Source organism: Pseudorhodoplanes sp. (genome assembly GCF_059499825.1).
On record NZ_JCABZI010000002.1, the window covers coordinates 593,880 to 613,042 of the forward strand.

Sequence of the window (19,163 nt, forward strand, 5' to 3'; positions counted from 1 at the left end):
CGGCGGCTCACGCCGCCACCTTTGTCTCCACCTTCGGCATGACCTCCTCCTTGAACAGACGCACGCTGCGACGAAGCTGCGGCATGTTCTGGAGATCGATCAGGAACCCGCACATCATCAGCCCGACGCCGGCATCGGCAAAATCGCGCATCTGGCGCGCGACCGATTGCGGGCTGCCGAAGATCATGTCGTCGGGATTGCGGGCAATGGCCCCGCTCGGGTTCTTTTCGAAAAAGGCGTCGGCCTCGCGCTTCGCCTGATCGTCGGTCTCCGCCACGTGCACCGCCTTGCCCACGCCGGTCCATTCCTTGGCCAGCCGGATCGTCTCCGCATCGTGGCCGGAGGCTTCCAGTGCGGAGTGATAGCTCGCCATCTGCGCGCTGGCGATATCGAGTTCCTTGATCGCCGTGAAGAGCGGCCATCCACGTGCCGCGGCGTCGGCAATGGCCGCGGGATTCATCACGGTCGCGCGTGCCAGGATGGGACGCGGCTTGCGGAACGACGACGGGTTTACCGCGACATCAAGCCGCCCACGATCCGAGCCGACCGCGAATTCCAGCGGTCCATTGGCGCCGTCAAAGGCCCAGATGTCGAGGACCGTTCGGATGCCCTGCTCGTACAATTCGTTGCGCTGGGTGAGGTCGCGCCCGAACGCGACCAGGTCGGTCTCCTTGAAGCCCGATCCGAACACGACGACCAGGCGTCCCGCGTTGAGCTGGTCGATCAAATTGCAGGATTCCACCAGCCGCAAGGGATGATGGATCGCCGGGTTCACCGTGGCGAGAATGAGCGTGGCCTGCTTGAGCCGGGGCGCCAGCGCCGAGGCGAACAGGAGCGAGTTCTGATAGCCCTGGTTCTCGTGGAGATGATGCTCGGTCAGGGAGATGGCGCTGAAGCCGCTTGCATCGGCGTCGAGGGCGAGGTCGGTCAGGCAGTTGAGAAGCGGAAGTTCGTCTTTCTTGTCGTGAATTCGAGTGCTGAGGTGCATGCAGAATTTCATGGCAGTGCGTCACATCCATTGTTCTTGTCAAACCGGACCCGGCGGCCACCGCTACCACAGGTGACGGCGCTGTCTGCAACATTTTGTCCAGACTGGAATGTCTCCAGGACGATCGGAACCGCGGGCCGCAGTGGGCAGCAACCGGCCCCGTGGGCAAGCCCTATCCGGACCGGGCGCGCACCAGTCCCGCCGACACCGCGCGCTCGACTGTGCGTCTTCCATCGGACCGACGGCTGCGGCCGCCGCGCGACGACTAAATATTGGGCGGCAGCAGGGGCGACCGCACGTCGGAACAGCATCGTCCTCGGCATCCGCCGAGCGTAGGCGGCCGATCATGCGATCTGAGCAATCACGCCGGTTCGGTCACCCCGATGGATCGCCAATCGCCCTAGTCGGACACCGGGATGACCGGCAGCAAAAGATGCGACGGATGTATCTCGTCGTGATGCACTTTGTGCAAAACCGTGCGATGCGACCCGATGTGATAGGGGAAATATTCGATATTGGTCGCGCCCCCGACGCCGGTCGGCACATCCATGCAGGCGATGTCGAGGCAAATGCGGTGGCCCGCCTTGAACATGTTCGCGGCCGCCATGATCTCGATCGAATACTCGACCACCTCGCCGGGTTTCACCGGCTTTTTCGATGCACGCGTCAGTTTGTGCCAGGGCTTCCAGGATTTTGAGCGCTTCGGATCGAGTTCACGCATCGACGCTTTCAGCCAGCCGCGCGTGACCTCGCGTTCGGGGAGATTGCCCGGCACGTTGCGCTCGTTGTCGCGCGCGGTCCGCACCGAGACGTCGGGGCCGAGATCGCTGATCGCGACAATCCAGTTGGTATCCTCCTGATCGATCGAGGCGAACAGGTTCAGCACCATCGGGCCTGCCACCAGCGTGTCCTTCGGCATCGGCTCGCTGACATAGCGAAGGCGTTGCACCTCGTTGGTCTGGGTGATCGGCATCTGCACGAAGGCGTCGGGCGCCAGCCGTCCGTCATTGCTCGAGGGCAGGAAGGGCTCCGGCCGCAGCCGGCCCCAGCTCGTCAGATAGAGCTTGGTCCATTGCGTTTCCGGGAGCGGCCAGTCGCCACCGCTGCGCCAGGCATTCTCACCCATCACCCAGTATTTCACCGGCGGCTCGTCCATGATGCCGGTGTCGAGTTTCTTCAGCCAGTAGTCGTACCAGCGCAGGATCTCGCGATGGAAGGAATGGAAGGGCCGTTCCAGATGCGACGGTCCGCCGAAGGCGAGCTTCTTCGGCGAGGTGATATTGCGGAACCAGTTCTGCGCGCCGTTGAGATGGGTCTTGTAGCCATAGGCATACCAGCCGGAGCCGGTATAGGCCGGGATGCTGATCTTCGCGAAATCGGCTTCGGCCTTCTCGACGATCTCTTCCTTGTCGTAGGGATGAATCAGGAAATCGAAGATCGCCGGCAGGTGCTGCCCCTTCTGGGTCAGGATGTTGTAGACATGCGGGTAGATCTTGAAATCCGGATTGGCCATGGCCTCGCGCCACAGCGCCTCGCGTTCCGGCGGCAGATCGCCCGGCTGGCCCTTGTTCTGATGCGCGACCAGATTGATCGACAGCAGATAGCGGAACAGGTGCAGCACGCCGCCGTGATATTCCTCGCGGAAACTGCCGAGCGTGCCATAGGCGCCGCGCGGATCGAACGGGAAGATCGCCTTCAGTGACGGCGGCTGCTGCTTGGCCGCATTGAACTGCTCGGCGCCGAATCCGGAAATCCCGATCATGCCGACCTGGCCGTCACACCAGGGCTGGCTGGCTATCCACTCTATCAGATCGTAGCTGTCGAATTCGCGCGAGCCGCCGCCCTCGGCCTTGCCGATCCCGCGCGGCGCGCCGATGACATGAATATATCCGCGCGAGGTGAGAAAGCGGGTATCGCCGGCCTCAAGCCAACCGGTCCACATCGAGGCCCAGGACGGCTGCGGTGTCAGGGCGTCGGCGATATCCGGCGCCTGCAGGTCCTTGTTGTAGATCGCGAAAGCCAGAAGCGCCGGCAACTTCTGCTTGGTGTCGGGGCGGAACACATCGACGGAGATATGCACGCCGTCGCGCATGCGGACCTGGATGTCGCGCTCCTCGATGAAGCCCTCGTATTCCGGTGCACGATCGTATTGCGTCGGAAACTCGTCTCCCGTCGACGTCAAATAGGAGGTCGCGATCCTGCTCATGCGGCGAGCCTTGGCAAGGTCGTGAGATCAAGCACGAGATCGTCGGAAGGCGCCTCGTCCTTGCGGTGGAAGTCGACGGCCAGAAGCGCGCCGCTGGCCGGGCAGTAATGCACCGTGCAACGCAGATCGGCATGCAGATCGATGCGGTAGCGCTCGGGCAGCTTGTCGAAGGTGACCGACTTCGCGCCTTTCCGCCAATTCGTGCTGCCCGTCGACAGAATATAGCCTGCGCGCGACACGACATGAGTCCCACGATCATCCTGCGCGACAAGCAGGTTTTCGCTCAGCGAGCCGATCGGCTGCGACGCGCAACGCCGTGCCGGATCGGTGTCAAAATGACCGACGCGGGATTTACGAATCGCTTCGCGCTGGCGCTCGGTCGCGGCATCGTCCACGCCGGAACCGTTGACCACCACGCCATAAATTTCACGCGCGGTTTCCTGGGTCACCGCACCGGATTTCACGTCGCGTATCACCGCGTCGGGTTCGCGCTCCAGCGGGTCCCCCCAACCGCCGCCGCCCTGCCAGATCACCGAATAGATATCGCGGTTTGTCATCGGCATCAGGCCGGGCTTCGGACCGAAGCGCTCCCACTTGCCGCTCTCATTCGGCCGGCCATTCTCGATCGATCCCCATCCCATCGACTGAACGACGGTCGAACCAGGCCAGCCGCCAGCGAGGCCCGCGGTGTTCGGGGATTCGGCGCCGTGCGTCATGACCAGCGCCATCGCCTTTTCGATGCCGCCGAGTGTCAGCGCCACTTCCGCGCTCAGGCCGCCGCGATGCTTGCCCGCGCCGCCGGTATCCGACACCAGCCGCCGATGCAGATAGAACAGCGGCACCGCCTGCTCGTTGCGCTCGACATCGGCGATGCAGGAGACCGGCGATGTGATCGGGCCGCCGGCATCGATGCCGTCCTTGGTCGCGAAGGCGCCCGATCCCGCGGCGAGCGGATCCATCAAATGGAGGCCGAACGGCTCGCCATACTGGTTGATCCCGCCGAGATTGAAGGTCGCCATGCAGCCGTCGCTGATGCATTGCGCGCGATACCGGTATTTCGGCGACGTCGCGAGCAGCTTGTTGAGCGCGGCCATCGAAGCGTTGCTGACCGACCAGATCGTCTCGACGGTCGCCGACCCGACCGGCGCCGGGAACTGCGCCGTGCAAATGAGGCCGTCCGGCGCCACGATCTTCACCGGCGCCAGCAGGCCCTGATTCCACTGAATGTCGAAGCCGAGCGTGGTCAGCACGCCTCCGGCGCATCCGCCCGTCAGCCCCGAACGCGTCGCATTGATGAAGCCCGGAGCCTGCTTGCTGGACCCGGAGAAATCGAGCGTGAGGCTGTCGCCCTTTTTGATCGCCTTGCAGTCGATCTTGTAAAGCACGTTGCTGTGGCCGTCATGCTCGATGAAATCCGCGGCATGCGTGACGCCATCCGGCAATTCCCGGAGCCGCGCGCGCAGGCGCGCCTCGGATGAGGCGATCATCCGCTTCATCACCTCGGTCACGACCTTTGCGCCATAGCGTGAGACGAGCTCCGTGACCCGGCGGCGCGCGACGTTCACGGTGGCGATGAAAGCGCGGATATCGAGGCCGAGCTGATCCGGCAAACGAGAGGCCGTCACGATCATCTCAAGGACGTCCTCGCGCATCTCGCCCTGATCGACGAGCTTCACGCAAGGGATCCGGATGCCCTCCTGCCAGACTTCCTTGGCCTTGGGACACCAACTCGCGAAATCCATGCCGCCGACATCGGTCTCGTGCGCTTCGACGCCGGCCCAGGCTATGATTTCGTCACCCGCATAGATCGGGCCGATCATCTGCACGTCATTCTGGTGCAGCGCGCCGATGTAAGGGTCGTTGCCGATGAAGATGTCGCCATCCTTCACCTTGAGCTGCGGCTTGCCATTGATGTGGCGGATGACCTCGCCGCAGACCGGAGCCTGGAACGACACCTGGAAACCCATCGACACGACCGCGCCATCGGGAAGAAAGATGCCGGTGAAGAAGTCCGAGGCTTCGGTGACGGTCGGGGAGCCTGAGACCGCCTGCAGGGCGATCCGCATCTCGTCGGAGATCGCGACCAGCCGGTTACGGATGACCTCGAAAGTAACGGCGTTGATCTCGCTCATGATGCGAGCCTCACATGAATGTTGCCAAAGGAATCAGCCTTCGCGCTGGCGCCTGGCGGCACTACGACGCTCTGGCCAGGGAATTCGATGATGGCCGGCCCGTGCGCGGTCTCGCCGTCTTTCGGGAAGGACGTGCGATAAATGACGGTCTCGACCGATGTCTTGGCGTCGCGGAACACCACGCTGCGTTTACCCCGCGGCTCGAAGCGCTCGCCCTTGGTCGCGAGCGCCGGCGGCGGCAGCGCGCCGGTGCCCATGACGCGGACGGAAATCAGTTCGTAACCGGCATTCGAGAAGGCCGCGCCTCGCCCGAACAGCAACTCGTATTGCTTCTCGAAGGCGCCGGTGACCGCCTTGAAGGTATCGAGCGTGAAGTTGTCACCCTCAAACGGAATATCGAGATGGTTCGTCTGGCCCCGGAACTTGATCGCGACGAAACGCTCGACCTTGATCCCGCTTTTCGGTCCGGCAAGTGCCAGATTGTTGCGGACTTCCTCGGTTGCGGCTTTGACAGCATTCGAGACGTGGGCAAGCTGCTCCGGCGTTGGTGTTGCGCCCGGCGAAATGCGGGCATAGGCCGGGCGCTCCGCGGTGAAGCCGAGATCGGAATTGCCGGTGCCGTAAGCAGATTCTGCGGTCGCCGCGGCTGGCACGACGAAGCTGTTCAGGCCAAGCTCCTCGCCAAGCACCCAAGCATGCGACGGGCCCGCACCACCATTGGCCAGCAACGTGAAATCGCGCGGATCGTAGCCGCGCTCGATGGTCATGCGGCGAAGAAGGTCCGCCATCTTGCTGTCGAGGATCTGCCGGATGCTCCAGGCTGCCTCGATCACGCTCATGCCGAGCGGCTTGGCGACATGGTCGTCGATCGCACGCCGCGCCGCCTCGACATCGAGCTTCATGCGGCCGCCGATAAAATTGTCGGGATCGAGCACACCCAGCACCAGATCGGCATCGGTCGCGGTCGGCCGTGTCCCGCCGCGTCCATAGCAAGCCGGCCCGGGGTTGGCGCCCGCACTGCGCGGACCAACACGCAACTCTCCGAATTCCACATAGGCAATCGAGCCGCCACCGGCGCCGATGGATTCCACATCGATCGAATGAACGCGGATATCCGCCCCGGCCACAGCAATCTCCGTCCGCATGATCGGCTTGCCCGACACGATCACGCCGACGTCGAAACTGGTGCCGCCGATATCCATGGTGACGATGTTGTCAAAACCGGCTTGCGCGCCAGTCGCACGCGAGCCCATTACGCCGCCGGCAGGCCCTGAAAACAATGCGAAAGCCGGGCGATCATTGAGGACAGCAGTCGGCAGCACGCCGCCGGCACAGGTCATCATCAGCACCGGGACTTTCATGCCGGCCGTTTGCAACTTTGCTTCAAGGCTCGATAGATAACGTCCCGCGAGCGGGCCGAGCGCAGCATTGCCTGCTGTGGTGGACATGCGCGCGTATTCGCCGACGCCCGGCGAAATCTCGTGCGAGCAACTCACGAACACGCCCGGCAATTCTTCCAGCACCAGATCGCGCAACCAGCGCTCGTGCGAAGGATTGTGGGTGGACCACAACGTGCAGATCGCCACCGCCTCGATGTTGCGATCCTTCAGCTTGCGAATTTCCGCGCGTGCGCCTGCCTCGTCCAGCGGCTTGACCACATTGCCTTTCACGTCGATGCGCTCGTCGACCTCGATGATCATGTCGCGCGGTACCAGCGGCGGGATGCGGTTTCGCAGATAGGCGTCGGTACGCTCCATCTCGTTCATGCCGGACGTCTGGCGCTTCAGGCGCCCGATCTCGAGCGTATCGCCGAAGCCCCTTGTGGTGATCACCGCGGTGCGCGCGGCATTTCCGGTGAGCAGAGCATTGAGTCCGACCGTCGTACCGTGCCCGAAGCGTTCGATCTGGGAACAGAACGCCTCAAAGCCGAGACCGTACGCGTCCGCCGCCAGCTGCAACCCGTCGATCACGCCGCTCAACACGTCGGCCGTGGTCGGCGATTTGAATACGCGCGTCTGTCCATCGCCGGCAGACACCCAAATGTCCGTGAAGGTACCGCCCACATCCGTGCCGATGAAGAAACGCAACGCTCTCTCCCCGTGCCCGCACATTTTGTTGCGGTGCCACAATTGTCGTTTTCCCGAAGGCGCGACAATGCCTGCAAACTTTTTGCTCGCATCGACCGCGCAATTGCACTAGAGTTGAACAACTGTACAAGTGATCTGTCAATGGGTTTGCGATGGCCGGCAAGACCAAACGTAACGGCGACCAGACGAGAACCGCCATTCTCGACGCGGCGGAATATCTCTTTGCCGCGGCAAGCTTCGATATCGTTTCGATGCGCGATGTGGCGGCAAGAGCCAAAGTGCCGCTCGGCCTGATCAACTATCACTTCGAGAGCAAAGAAAAGCTGTTCGAGGCGATCATCGCCCGGCGATCCGACGAACTGAATGTCCGCCGTCGCGATGCGTTCGCAGCGCTACAGGGAAAGCCCGATTTGCGACAGGTGGTCGATATATTCCTGCGTCCGTATCTCGACCTGATGCTGGAAGGCGGACCGGGTTGGCGCGCCTATGGACGTCTGCTCGCACAGACGGGTCAGGCCAATCGCTGGACCCGGCTGATCACGCGGCACTTCAAGGAGACGCAAGACATCATTCTGAATGCGCTGATCGAGGCAGAGCCGCGTCTCACACCGGAGGCCGCGGCGCGCGGATATGTGCATCTCGTTTCGATCATGTTCGGGATTTTTGCCGCTAACGATCTGTTGGCCGTGATCTCGAAGCGGGCCTATGACAGCCGCGATCTCAAGCGCGCCTACGACTTCGCGCTGCCATTTTTGACCGGAGCCTTTGAGGGGCTTGCCGCGGCGCAGGCCGCCGCACCAGCGCGAAAGGTCCTGCGCGCATAATCCAGTCTAACAGTGGACCAACATGACGCGGGACAAGCCCGCGCAAGACATCAAACGGGAGGATAGGATGAGGAAATATCTGGCAATTGCGCTTGCGGGCGCCTTCATGCTGGCACTGGCAGGACAGGCAAGCGCCCAGAAGAAAGTCACCTTCGGGCATCAGCAGATCTTCGATCTCGCACCTATCCTGCTCGCCCAGCAAAAGGGCTTCTTCGCAAAACACGGCCTCGAAGTCGCACTGAAACCGATCCCGCTCAACTCGCAGAACCCTGCGGCGCTCGAAGCGGGCGAAGTCGATATTGCGATGCCGACTGCATCCGTTCTGCTGCAGGCGATCAATGGCGGGCTCGATACCGTTGCCGTCTCCGGCTATACGGAAACCGTCAAGGACGACAGCAATTTCGGCATCGTGGTGCGGCCGGAAGCCAACATCAAGCAGCCCTCGGATTTCATCGGCAAGAAGGTCGGCGTACCAGGCCTGAATGCATTTCTGCATGTGATGTTCCGCGAATGGCTGACGATGAAGGGCGTGGACTGGAAGAAAGTCGAGTTCGTCGAGGCGCAGTTTCCGCAGATGGAAGGTATTCTGAAGTCGGGTTCTGTGGATGCCGTCGTCGCGATCCAGCCCTTCATGTCGCGCATCATCGGAACCAAGACCGGCGAGTTGCTCGCTAACTTCATTCGCGATATGCCAGCCGGCATGAGCATCACGGTGTTTGCGAGCAAGAAGGGGTGGGCCGACAAGAACCAGGATTCGATCAAGGCATTTCGCGCCGGCTTTGACGAAGGCGCTGCCTACGCGCATGCGAACCCGGACGAAGCGCGCGCGACCGTTGCAGCTTTCCTGAAACTGCCGCCACCTGCGGTGGCGTCGGTGGCGATCCCGAAATTCGATTCCAAGCTCAGCGACAAAAACCTCGCACCGTGGATCTCGATCATGAAGTCGCAAGGCATGATCCGCGGCGACGTCAATCTCAAGAACGTCATCGCTCCCTGATTCGAGGACCGAACATGGCCACCACCATGACACTGCCCGACCAGGTTTACCTGGTCGGTTCTATCGGCCTCGACAATGTCGACGAAATCTTCCGCACTGTCGGCGGCAAGATCGGCCGAAGATTGAAGCGCGTTCCAGACGGCGAGATCGGTCCGCGCCGACTTTGGGCGAGCTTCCAATATCCCCTGTTGCGATCGACCCCGTTCCTGCGGCCCGATCCCGGCGGCACCGTGCGTGCGACCTCGAAATTTCCGATGCTGGCTCTCGCCGAGGGCGTAACGGCGGACGAGATTTCGTTCGGCGAGCTCGGCTATGCCCGCGAGGCGCGCGCCTCCTATCTCGACCTGCAGGCCGCCAAGAAGCGTGGTGATTTCCCCGAGCATGTCCGGCTTCAGGTCTGCCTGCCGACGCCGTTCGGCGTGATCTACGCCTTCGTCGTACCGCGCGACGTGCAGGAGGTCGAAAGAGCCTATGAGCGCGCGATGATCGCGGAAGTAAAAGCGATCTGCGACGCGATCCCGCATGAGCATCTCTGTATCCAGTGGGATTTCTGCCACGAGATGATCGTGCTCGACGGCCAGCCGCAGGACTGGTTCCCGCCGCAAGGCGCCTCGCAAGCTGAGATCATGGAGCGGATGAAACGAATCTCCGCTGCCGTATCTCAGGACGTCGAGCTCGGCATACACTTCTGCTACGGCGACTTCGGCGCCAAGCACATGATCGAGCCGAAGGACGCCGGCCGCATGACCGATGTCGCAAACGACATGGCCGGCGCAGTGACGCGCCGGATCGACTACATGCACTTCCCGGTGCCGATCGAGCGCAGGGATGCCGGCTATTTCGCACCCTTCACCGGCCTCAAGCTGAAGCCCGAAACCGAGATCTATCTCGGGCTCGTGCACGCGGCCGATGGCGTCGACGGCGTGGTCAAGCGCATCGACACCGCACGCGCTTTCGTGCCGAAATTCGGCATCGCGACCGAGTGCGGCATCGCACGCGCCCGCAAGCCGGATCTGGTGCATACGATTCTCGACACCTATGCCGGTGCGTCCCGCAACCCGAATTGAGGCCGCCTTGGGCATACTAAATCCGAGCGGCGGCGACGTGCTGATCGCTTTCGACAATGTCGACCTGTCGCTCGGCGGACGTCCGATCCTGGCGGGGATCGACGTCGCCGTGCGAAAGGGCGAGTTCCTGTCCATCGTCGGCCCCTCCGGCTGCGGCAAGACGTCCTTGCTCAATCTTGCTGCCGGCCTGCTGATGCCGACCGCAGGGCACGTCACTTATGACGGGAAGGCGGTCGCGGGTCCACGCCAGGAAATCGCGATCGTGTTTCAGGACTATGGCAAGGCACTCCTTCCCTGGCGCACGGCGTCGGGAAATATCGCGCTGGCGCTCGAGGCCATTCGGCTGCCGAAGGCGGAACGCGAAGCACGCATCGCGGAATTGCTCGACCTGATCGGACTGTCCGAGCACGCCGCGAAATTCCCGAACCAGCTCTCGGGCGGAATGCAGCAACGCTTGCAGATCGCGCGCTGCCTCGCGCAAAATCCGAAAGTGTTGCTGATGGACGAGCCGTTCGGCGCGCTCGACGCGATGACGCGGCAGGCGCTGCAGGACGAGGTACTCTCGATCGCCGCGCGCACCGGCGCGACCGTTTTGTTCATCACCCACGATCTGGAAGAAGCGATCTATCTCGGCGACCGCGTGATCGCCATGCGGCCCAATCCCGGGACCTTCGAGGTCTCCTTCACGATCGACCTGCCACGTCCGCGCGATCAGCTCACCACCCGCGAACTGCCGGAATTTCTTCGGCTTCGCCGCGCATTGTTCGACGTGATCAAGGAGGTCGAACATTGAGCGAGGCCAAACGAGGGTTTGACTGGCGCGGGCTCGTCATCCCGGTGGGCTTCGTCGTCGCGGCGGAGATCGCCTCGCGCGTCACGCGTTTTGACGACTCGCTGCTTGCCCCGCCTTCGGCGATCGTCGCTGCCTTCTGGACTGCTTTGCTGGACGGCACGCTCCTGCAAGCAACCTTCGCCACGCTCGCAACGACGCTTGCCGGCCTCGCGCTCGGCACCCTGCTCGGCCTTGTTGCCGGTATCCTGCTCGGCCTTGTTCCCACCGCGGAGCGGCTCATGGAATTCTCCATCGAGGCCTTCCGTCCAATTCCCGCAGTCGCGCTGATTCCGATCGCGCTGCTGGTGTTCGGGTTCGGCTATCGCATGGAGATCGCGATCGTCGCCTTCGCCGCATTCTGGCCAATCCTGGTTCTGACTCGCGCCGCGGTCGGTGGCGTTGAACCGAGGCTCCTTCAGGTGGCGCACGCACTCGGATTTGGTGTCGCGTCGCGCATTTGGAAGATCGTGCTGCCGGCGGCCCTGCCCCGGATCTTCGTTGCTTTCCGTCTCGCCGCCGGCATCGCGCTAATCGTGGCGGTCACGGTCGAGATCGCCGCCAACCCGCTCGGTCTCGGCTACAACATGATCCTCGCGCAACAAACACTGCGTCCCGAGCTCATGCTGGCATTGCTGGTGTGGCTCGGAATCCTGGGATGGGGGCTCAACCGGCTCCTCCTGTGGTCCCAGTTCCGGTTTTTCGGTCCCGCTGCAGCAATCCGGATCGAACGATGATGCAGTGGCCTTCCCCCTCGCGCATAGGCTGGCTGCTGGCGAGCATCGGCGTCGGTTTTTTGTTCGTGCTACTCTGGCATTTCGTGGCGCAGGCGCGGCTGGTGTCGCCGGTGTTTCTGCCGGGCCCGGAGCGGGTCTGGGACGCCTTGGTCTACGGCCTCACCGAAGGCGACCTCGCGGCCAAGACCCTGCGCACCGTCGAGCGCATGATCTATGGCTGGCTGCTGGCATCCCTGATCGGGATTCTCCTCGGCGCCATGATCGGTATTTCCGAGACGGCCCGCGCCTATTTCGAGCCGACCCTGGAATTCCTGCGCCCTCTCCCGGCTTCGGCGATGATGCCGGTCGCGATCGTGTTGCTCGGCCTATCCGATTCAATGGTGCTCGCCGTCATCGCGTTCGGGGCGTTGTGGCCGATGTTGCTGGCGACCGTGCATGGCTTCGCCGCCGTCGAGCCGCGGCTCTATCAAGTCAGCCGCGCGCTTGGCATGTCCCGTCTCGCCGTAATCTGGAAGATCGCTCTGCCCAGCGCCCTGCCCGATATCATGGCCGGCATGCGCATCGGGCTGACCATCGCGCTGATCCTGGCTGTGGTCGGCGAGATGCTGGCCAGCCGGCCAGGTCTCGGGCAAGCGATCCTGCTCGCCGCACGCTCTTTCCAGTCGGCTGACCTCTATGCGGGTGTCGTGCTTCTGGGACTCATCGGCTACCTGAGCAATATGCTGCTTTCCAGTGCAGAATATCGGCTGCTCGCTTGGAGAAACCCTCCCAAGTAAGCCTTTCGCTGAGTGTCGAACCAGCGCCGTTACGCATTCGACGATTGCGGCTTCGCCTATGCCACAATCGAACTTTGAGGCGCACGCTGGCCAGCGCGCGGCCGCGATTCACGCGCTCGATAAGGCGAGAAATCGTCCATTCCTCGCTCTCGAACCGGCACATTCTCAGGCGATGTCAATCATCACGACATCATCCTCCAGCTTCACGGGATACGTCTTGAGAGCGCAGTCGGTCGGCCCGCCGCGGACCTCTCCGGTCGGGACGTGGAACACCGCGGCGTGGAGCGGGCATTCGACGCAATCTCCATCGACATAGCCATCGGAGAGAAGAGCGTATTCGTGCGTGCAGATATTGGACGTCGCAAAGATCGTCCCACCGATCCGGTAAAGAGCGATCTGGGTGTCACCGATCGTGATCCCGCAGACTTCGCCCTCCGCAACCTCACTCGCCTTTATCGAGCCATGCCATGCCATTGCAGTCTCCATCAACTCTTTCGCGGACCGCCAACGCTGGTCAGATACCGACCGCTGCGCCGTCCTTGCGACCATCCGTTCCAGCAACCCAGCAATCGCCGTGGCGGCACAACGCCTGCGCCGACCCGAAATCCATATATCCTTCCGGCAACGGAAGGACGCGATGCCCGCGCTCGGCCAAAAACTCTTTCGTTCTCTCCGGCATCGCATCCTCGAGATTGATATCCAGTCCCGCCATGTGCCGGAAACGCGGCGCATCGATTGCGGATTGCGGATTGTGGCCGTCCAGAATGATGCGCAGTGCGATCTGGAGTTGCCCCTGCGGCTGCATGTTGCCGCCGGTGACGCCAAGGCTCATGAGCGGCGCACCGTCTCGGCTGATCAGCGCCGGCAGAATGGTGTGCGCCGGACGCTTGCCCGGCGCCGGATGGTTGGGGTGACCCTTCTGCAGGGTGAAGCCGGCCGCGCGGTTGTGCAGACTTATTCCGGTGCCTGGCACGACCACACCCGAGCCGAAACCGACATAGTTCGACTGAATAAAGGAGATCAGCCGCCCGGCACTGTCGCCGGCGGTCACGAAAACCGTCCCGCCCTGCTGACGAAGGCCCGGCTCGAAATTCTGTGCTTGCGTTCCGATCATCCGCGCCCGCGATCGCAGATAATCCGGATCGAGCAGCGCCAGCGCCGCTGACGGCGCCGTTCCATCCGCAATAAGGCGCTCCGTTTCCGCAGCCGCGAGCTTGTAGGCCTCAAGCTGCAGGTGCTCATGCTCGGGCGATGCGCAATCTCCAGCAAAGCCGGTTTCGGCAAGGATGCCGAGCGCCATCAGCAGCACGATGCCGTTGGCATTGGGCGGCATCTGATGCCACGTGCAACCAAAACAATCGTGTTCCAGCGGCGCGACCCACTCGCTTCGATGCGCGGACAGGTCTTCATGCGACATCATGCCGTCATTCGCCTGCGAATGCGCGATCATGGCGTCGGCCAGCGCGCCGCGATAGAACGCCTCACCGCGTGTTTCGGCGATCGCCTGCAAGCTCCGCGCAAGCGCAGGATTGCGGAATCGCTCGCCGGCCAGAGGCGCACGCCCGGACGGCAGGAATGTTTCCGCAAAACCGGGCTGGTCTTTCAACCGCCCGACCTGAACCGCCCACCGTTCGGCAACGCCGGGCGATACCGGAAAGCCGGATTCGGCCCAGGAGATCGCAGGCTCGAACAATCGCGCGAATGGCAACGCGCCGAAGCGCTGGGACAGATCGTTCCAGCTCGCGACGGCGCCCGGCACGGTCACGCTGTTCCAACCAGCGCCGGGAATAGCCTTCCAGCGATCCAGGACATCTGCGCTCCAGGCGCGTGGCGCCCCCCCGGATCCGTTCAGGCCGTGGACCTTTTCACCGTCCCACAGCATCGCAAAGCTGTCGCTCCCAAGCCCGGTCGACACCGGTTCGAGCACGACAAGCGCGATCGCCGAAGCCAGCGCCGCATCGACGGCATTTCCGCCCAGTTCGAACATGCGCAAGCCCGCCTGCGCCGCGAGCGGATGAGACGTTGCAACGATGTTGTCAGCGAGGACGGGATAGCGTGCAGGGCTTGCCGCGGACGCGAGATTCATGACGGGCGGCGCCTCAATGGCTCTTGATACGGTGCCAGAGGATGGTGTCCTGAATGGACCGTAACGGCCTACTGGCAGAGGCCACGGCAGAAATAGCAAGCCGCGCGCAGCCCGTGCGCGGCTTGCAGACACAGTCTGACGATCAGCCCTGGAGATATTCCAGCGGCGTGCTCATGACGACGTCGACATAGAGCGGCTTGAATGCCGCCGGGCCACCTTCGATCAGGCTGACGAATTTAGGGCGGAGCGCCGCCACATCCTTGAGTACGCGCTGATGCGCCTCGATGCTCTTCCACTCGCCGATCAGAAAGAAGCGCTCCGGATCCTGCGGATCGCGGCAAAGCACACCGTCCTTCACCTGCGACTCGGACTTATGCATGGGGTTTTCGGGAGAATAGTCGAACTCCTCGAACAACTTCATGAACTCGTCGGCCGACTCTTTCTTGACCCGGAATTCGTAGATGTGAAGGACATTGCCCTTCGTCGACAGCGGCTCCAACGCCATTACTTGTCTCCGTTGATTGCGGACAGGATTTCGCGAACGTCCAGACACGCGCCGCCGGCGCGTGCATGGTTCATACCGGATAGACGACGCAGGTCGGAACGATCAGCGTGTCATAGATGCAGCGCCGCTCCTTCAGCAGCAGACCGTCGCCGTGCCGCACGAACTTGTCGTAGTAACGGCCGCATTGAAGGATGCGCGTCGGCTCGTCGATCAGCGTTTCGAGAACGGTATAGGCCGCCTCCGCGTTCACGATGCCGGCGTCAATTCCCGTGACACGAATCTGGGTGATCTGGTGATGGATGTAGCGCGGGGCGAACATCTCGGTATTCTCGATCGCATAGGCGCGATCCTTCAGCATTCCCATGCCCTCGCAGGACATCAGCGACAACGGAAGATTGGACTCCGCGTTGTCGCGTGCGACCAGACGATAAACGCCGTCCTGCGTGAAAAACGACGGCCACTTGCCGATCTCGCAACGATCTAGCACCGCCGCATATTCGTAGTTGAACTCTTCGACGAGCCAACGCAATTCCTTCAACAGGCCGATATCGACGGATTGCGTCGGCGGAGATTCGAGCGTTTCCATCAGAAGCCCATCTCTTCCTTGTAGTGATGATACATCGCACGGATCGCCCGATCGGTGATCACGGTATCACTGGACTCTTCATCCTTGCCGAGCGGCGCAACGCCATGACGCGGCACCGACCTGTCGAGGCCGTCCTGAACGAATTTCAGGGCCTCGTGGTCATCGATGCCGAGAAATCCGCCGGGACCAAAGATGTTGTTCTGCCGGAGCCGGTGCTCTTCCATTTCGCGGGTATCGTCGGCGTATCCGAACGTCGTCCAGATCAGCATGAACTCGTTCGGACTCAGCGGGACGATCTGGCGCGCGCCAAGAATATTGGTTTGCCGCAACAGGATCAGGTTCGGCCAGATGGTGATGGCGTTGCTGGTCCAGACCGATTCCTTTTCCGGGATCAGCTCGATCACCCGCGGATCGGCAAGTTGCATCGCCGCATGAAACGACTTGATGTCCGACTTGCTCTCGTCGTTCTCGGGACGGCCGACCGGGCGCGCGTTGCAGAGCGTGGAGTGACGCCCCTTGGGATCGGTCAGGATCATCGTCTTGTTGCCGGCGACGAACAGTCCGAACGTTGTCAGGTAGGTATGCAGCAGCGTCGCGTGGTACGGGTCCTTCAGGTTTTCCTGATAGAGCTTCCAGTTGCCCGGAAGCGTATTGCGGTGGACGCCCAGCAGTTTCAGCGGACGGCCGTCGAAGATCGAATCGAACTGCTCGAGCATGTCAGCGCCGAGAAACTCTTCGATCGATTCCATATCCTCCACGAACGAGGCGAACACCACCCCGTGCCGGACTGCCACGTTCAGCGAGCGCAGATTATGCTCGTCAAGCTTGAAGTCCGCCGGCATCCCGCCCTTGCCCTTGACGCCGCGACGGAACGGCACGGACACGAGCGAGCCGGAGAGATTGTAGGTCCATTGATGGTAGGGGCAGACGAATTGCTTGGTGGTGCCGCGATAGGATTTGCAGAATTCGACGCCGCGATGAGCGCAACGGTTCTCGAACGCGCGGACTTGGCCGGCTTCGTCCCGCGCCACGATAATCGGAATATTCCCGATATAGGAGCGCATGAAGCTGCCCGGCTCGGCGATCTCGGCCTCGAGCGCGACGTAATTCCAGTTGCGGCCCATGAAGACTTTCTGGACTTCAAGGTCGAAGACGCGACGATCCGTGTAAACCCAGTCCGGGATTTCAGCGCGGTCCTCGGGCCACTTCAGGTCGGGCATGTCAGCAGCCGACAGAGCTTTCGGAACGTCAAAGCGGGTCGGATTGTCCATCCTGAACGATCTCCTGAACCCGACTGCTTCCGGCAGAGCATTCGGGGCGCACCAAATTCAGGCCAATTTCATGCCACCTTGCAAGCGTTGTCAATTGCTTTGTTCAAAAAATGTTACGCGGAAATATCATCGTGTTTCAACACGTTAAGGCCGATATCAATAGGCGCATTGGGGGCTTTGTGTTGATTTTAGTACGCCAGTTGATATGAGCCTTGGGCATGCAGAAGCTCGCCGCTCCGGAATTCACCGCATTCGAGATTTCCATCGACAGAACGTCGCAGTCTTACCCCTGCAACGGCGATGACACCCTGCTGCGCGCCGGGCTGCGAGCCGGGCTCAACCTCCCCTATGAGTGCAATGTCGGCCAGTGCGGCTCCTGCAAGATTCAAATGATTGAGGGCGACGTTGTGTCGCTGCAAGCCGCCGCATCTGTCCTCTCACCGCGCGACGCCGAACGGGGCCGGCGTCTGGCCTGCCAGTCGCTCCCCTTATCGAATTGTCGCGTGCGGTTCCTCGGATCCAGGCCGGAGAGCAGTGTCGCGGTGACCGCCCCCCGACGTAGCCAAGCCGAGTTGATATCCCATCGCGACCTGACCCATGACATGCGCGAGTTCAGGTTCCGCACCAGCGGGCCGGCGCGCTTCCTCCCCGGTCAATATGCTCTGCTGGACATGCCGGGCGTATCCGGTAGCCGCGCCTATTCAATGTCCAACCTGCCGAACGAGGACGGCGACTGGCACTTTATCGTCCGCAAGGTCACGGACGGTGCGGGAACGGATCACCTGTTCAAGGCGCAGGCCGGAGATCGCGTTTCACTGGACGCGCCATACGGACATGCCTTCCTGCGTGACACATCAGATCGCAACGTATGCTGTATCGCGGGAGGCTCTGGTCTTGCACCGATGCTGTCGATTGCCCGCGCATTCGACGCCAGTCCGGCTTATGCGGGTGCTCATCTGCAGTTTCTGTTCGGAGGCCGCACGACAGCCGACATCTGCGGGCTGCCTCAGCTGCAGAAACTATCCGCTTTTGGAGAACGGATATCCTTCCATTGCGCGGTGTCGGCGCATGATCCCGAATTGTCCGAAGGCATTCCGCAAAAGCTCATCCATGAGCTTCTGCTGGATCACTTCCACAACGCCCTGCAGACGTTCGACTTCTACTGCGCCGGCCCGCCGAAAATGATCGAGGCCGTCACCGCCGCCTTGCGCGAAAGAAACGTAAGCTCGGATCGAATCCGTTACGATCGGTTTTTCTGATACGTTCGGAGCTGAAGACGGTCGTGCGGCTTGCCAGCGCCGCACGCCTGCGCGTCCCGTCCGGCGATCAGTCCTCGTCCTCCAGATGACGATGCGACACATGCCAGGGCATGGCCTTGCGCTCGATCAGATCGACGATCTGATAGAACACGATGCCGATCACCGTCAGCAGCAGGATCGCTGCGAACACACGAGGCGTGTTGTAGGTCCCTTGCGATTGCAGGATGACATAGCCGAGCCCGCGATTGGCGCCGACAAATTCGCCGACGATCGTCCCGATCAGCGCCAGCGAGATCGCAACCTTCATTCCGGCAAATATGCTCGGCAGCGCATTAGGAAAACGAATCTTCCAGAACATCTGGAGTTTCGACCCCTTGTAGGTGCGGGCCAATTCCAGCATTCCGGGGTCGACGGAGCGCAGGCCGACGACGCTGTCGACCACCATCGGGAAGATTGAAACCAGGAACGCCATCAGCACCTTGGATTCGATCCCGGTGCCGACCCAAAGAATGAAAAGCGGCGCGATCGCAACCTTCGGCACGGCATTGCTGGCGACGAGGGTCGTGAGCAACGTCTTGTCGAGGAATTTCGAATAGACAATGCCCACCGCCATCGCGAGGCCGATCACCACCGACAGCGCGAAGCCGAGAAGCGAGGCGCCGATCGTGTACGCCGAATTCTCGAGAAGATAGAGCGGCTCCGTCACCAGCTCATGCAGCACGTTCAGAGGTGACGGGAAGATATAAGGACGCACACCCGTGAGACGGCATATCGCCTCCCAGATTGCGCACAATATCAGTACGGCCGCCATGA

17 protein-coding genes are annotated in these 19,163 nt (G+C 62.1%); 7 read left to right on the forward strand and 10 right to left on the reverse strand.

Annotation, left to right across the window (positions count from 1 at the left end; genetic code table 11):
* Positions 1 to 7 precede the first annotated feature (7 nt).
* From AC5I5I_RS06265 to AC5I5I_RS06280, 4 genes are all read right to left on the reverse strand, one after another.
* On the reverse strand, positions 8 to 988 hold the full coding sequence (locus tag AC5I5I_RS06265; RefSeq protein ID WP_495970980.1) for an LLM class flavin-dependent oxidoreductase: 981 nt from the start codon (positions 986 to 988) through the stop codon (positions 8 to 10).
* 400 nt (positions 989 to 1,388) lie between these two features.
* On the reverse strand, positions 1,389 to 3,194 hold the full coding sequence (locus AC5I5I_RS06270; RefSeq protein ID WP_495970982.1) for a CocE/NonD family hydrolase: 1,806 nt from the start codon (positions 3,192 to 3,194) through the stop codon (positions 1,389 to 1,391).
* Positions 3,191 to 5,326 carry a hydantoinase B/oxoprolinase family protein gene (locus AC5I5I_RS06275; protein WP_495970984.1) on the reverse strand — a complete coding sequence of 712 codons (2,136 nt, stop codon included), beginning with the start codon at positions 5,324 to 5,326 and terminating at the stop codon, positions 3,191 to 3,193. The genes AC5I5I_RS06270 and AC5I5I_RS06275 overlap by 4 nt, the downstream gene beginning before the upstream one ends.
* Positions 5,323 to 7,413 (reverse strand): hydantoinase/oxoprolinase family protein, encoded by a 2,091-nt coding sequence (locus AC5I5I_RS06280; RefSeq protein ID WP_495970986.1) that lies wholly within the window; start codon positions 7,411 to 7,413, stop codon positions 5,323 to 5,325. Before AC5I5I_RS06280 ends, AC5I5I_RS06275 begins: the two co-directional genes overlap by 4 nt.
* A 152-nt stretch (positions 7,414 to 7,565) precedes the next feature.
* On the opposite strand from AC5I5I_RS06280, the gene AC5I5I_RS06285 reads away from it, so the two are divergent.
* The 6 genes from AC5I5I_RS06285 to AC5I5I_RS06310 all read left to right on the forward strand — a co-directional run bounded on the left by AC5I5I_RS06285 (position 7,566) and on the right by AC5I5I_RS06310 (position 12,643).
* Positions 7,566 to 8,237 carry a TetR/AcrR family transcriptional regulator gene (locus tag AC5I5I_RS06285; protein WP_495970988.1) on the forward strand — a complete coding sequence of 224 codons (672 nt, stop codon included), beginning with the start codon at positions 7,566 to 7,568 and terminating at the stop codon, positions 8,235 to 8,237.
* Positions 8,238 to 8,304: 67 nt separating this feature from the next.
* Positions 8,305 to 9,234, forward strand: a complete 930-nt coding sequence (locus AC5I5I_RS06290) for an ABC transporter substrate-binding protein (protein ID WP_495970990.1) — start codon at positions 8,305 to 8,307, stop codon at positions 9,232 to 9,234.
* Between the two features lie 14 nt (positions 9,235 to 9,248).
* Entirely contained in the window at positions 9,249 to 10,301 is a 1,053-nt protein-coding gene (locus AC5I5I_RS06295) for a hypothetical protein (protein ID WP_495970992.1), read from the forward strand.
* Complete coding sequence (locus AC5I5I_RS06300; RefSeq protein WP_495970994.1) at positions 10,273 to 11,094, forward strand: ABC transporter ATP-binding protein; 822 nt, start codon at positions 10,273 to 10,275, stop codon at positions 11,092 to 11,094. The genes AC5I5I_RS06295 and AC5I5I_RS06300 overlap by 29 nt, the downstream gene beginning before the upstream one ends.
* Positions 11,091 to 11,867, forward strand: coding sequence for an ABC transporter permease (locus AC5I5I_RS06305; RefSeq protein ID WP_495970996.1), 777 nt, complete (start codon positions 11,091 to 11,093; stop codon positions 11,865 to 11,867). Before AC5I5I_RS06300 ends, AC5I5I_RS06305 begins: the two co-directional genes overlap by 4 nt.
* Complete coding sequence (locus AC5I5I_RS06310; protein WP_495970998.1) at positions 11,867 to 12,643, forward strand: ABC transporter permease; 777 nt, start codon at positions 11,867 to 11,869, stop codon at positions 12,641 to 12,643. Before AC5I5I_RS06305 ends, AC5I5I_RS06310 begins: the two co-directional genes overlap by 1 nt.
* A 165-nt stretch (positions 12,644 to 12,808) precedes the next feature.
* Here AC5I5I_RS06310 and AC5I5I_RS06315 read toward each other — a convergent pair whose 3' ends face one another.
* The 5 genes from AC5I5I_RS06315 to AC5I5I_RS06335 form a co-directional block, all read right to left on the reverse strand.
* Positions 12,809 to 13,117 carry a non-heme iron oxygenase ferredoxin subunit gene (locus AC5I5I_RS06315; protein ID WP_495971000.1) on the reverse strand — a complete coding sequence of 103 codons (309 nt, stop codon included), beginning with the start codon at positions 13,115 to 13,117 and terminating at the stop codon, positions 12,809 to 12,811.
* Positions 13,118 to 13,157: 40 nt separating this feature from the next.
* Positions 13,158 to 14,729 carry a gamma-glutamyltransferase family protein gene (locus AC5I5I_RS06320; RefSeq protein WP_495971002.1) on the reverse strand — a complete coding sequence of 524 codons (1,572 nt, stop codon included), beginning with the start codon at positions 14,727 to 14,729 and terminating at the stop codon, positions 13,158 to 13,160.
* 142 nt (positions 14,730 to 14,871) lie between these two features.
* Positions 14,872 to 15,234, reverse strand: coding sequence for a putative quinol monooxygenase (locus tag AC5I5I_RS06325; RefSeq protein ID WP_495971004.1), 363 nt, complete (start codon positions 15,232 to 15,234; stop codon positions 14,872 to 14,874).
* A gap of 70 nt (positions 15,235 to 15,304) precedes the next feature.
* Positions 15,305 to 15,820, reverse strand: a complete 516-nt coding sequence (locus tag AC5I5I_RS06330; protein ID WP_495971006.1) for an aromatic-ring-hydroxylating dioxygenase subunit beta — start codon at positions 15,818 to 15,820, stop codon at positions 15,305 to 15,307.
* Positions 15,820 to 17,091 (reverse strand): aromatic ring-hydroxylating oxygenase subunit alpha, encoded by a 1,272-nt coding sequence (locus tag AC5I5I_RS06335; RefSeq protein ID WP_495971008.1) that lies wholly within the window; start codon positions 17,089 to 17,091, stop codon positions 15,820 to 15,822. Before AC5I5I_RS06335 ends, AC5I5I_RS06330 begins: the two co-directional genes overlap by 1 nt.
* A gap of 218 nt (positions 17,092 to 17,309) precedes the next feature.
* Here AC5I5I_RS06335 and AC5I5I_RS06340 point away from each other — a divergent pair, with 218 nt between their 5' ends.
* Positions 17,310 to 18,350, forward strand: a complete 1,041-nt coding sequence (locus tag AC5I5I_RS06340; protein ID WP_495971010.1) for a 2Fe-2S iron-sulfur cluster-binding protein — start codon at positions 17,310 to 17,312, stop codon at positions 18,348 to 18,350.
* A gap of 67 nt (positions 18,351 to 18,417) precedes the next feature.
* Here AC5I5I_RS06340 and AC5I5I_RS06345 read toward each other — a convergent pair whose 3' ends face one another.
* Entirely contained in the window at positions 18,418 to 19,161 is a 744-nt protein-coding gene (locus AC5I5I_RS06345; protein ID WP_495971012.1) for an ABC transporter permease, read from the reverse strand.
* Positions 19,162 to 19,163: the final 2 nt, after the last annotated feature.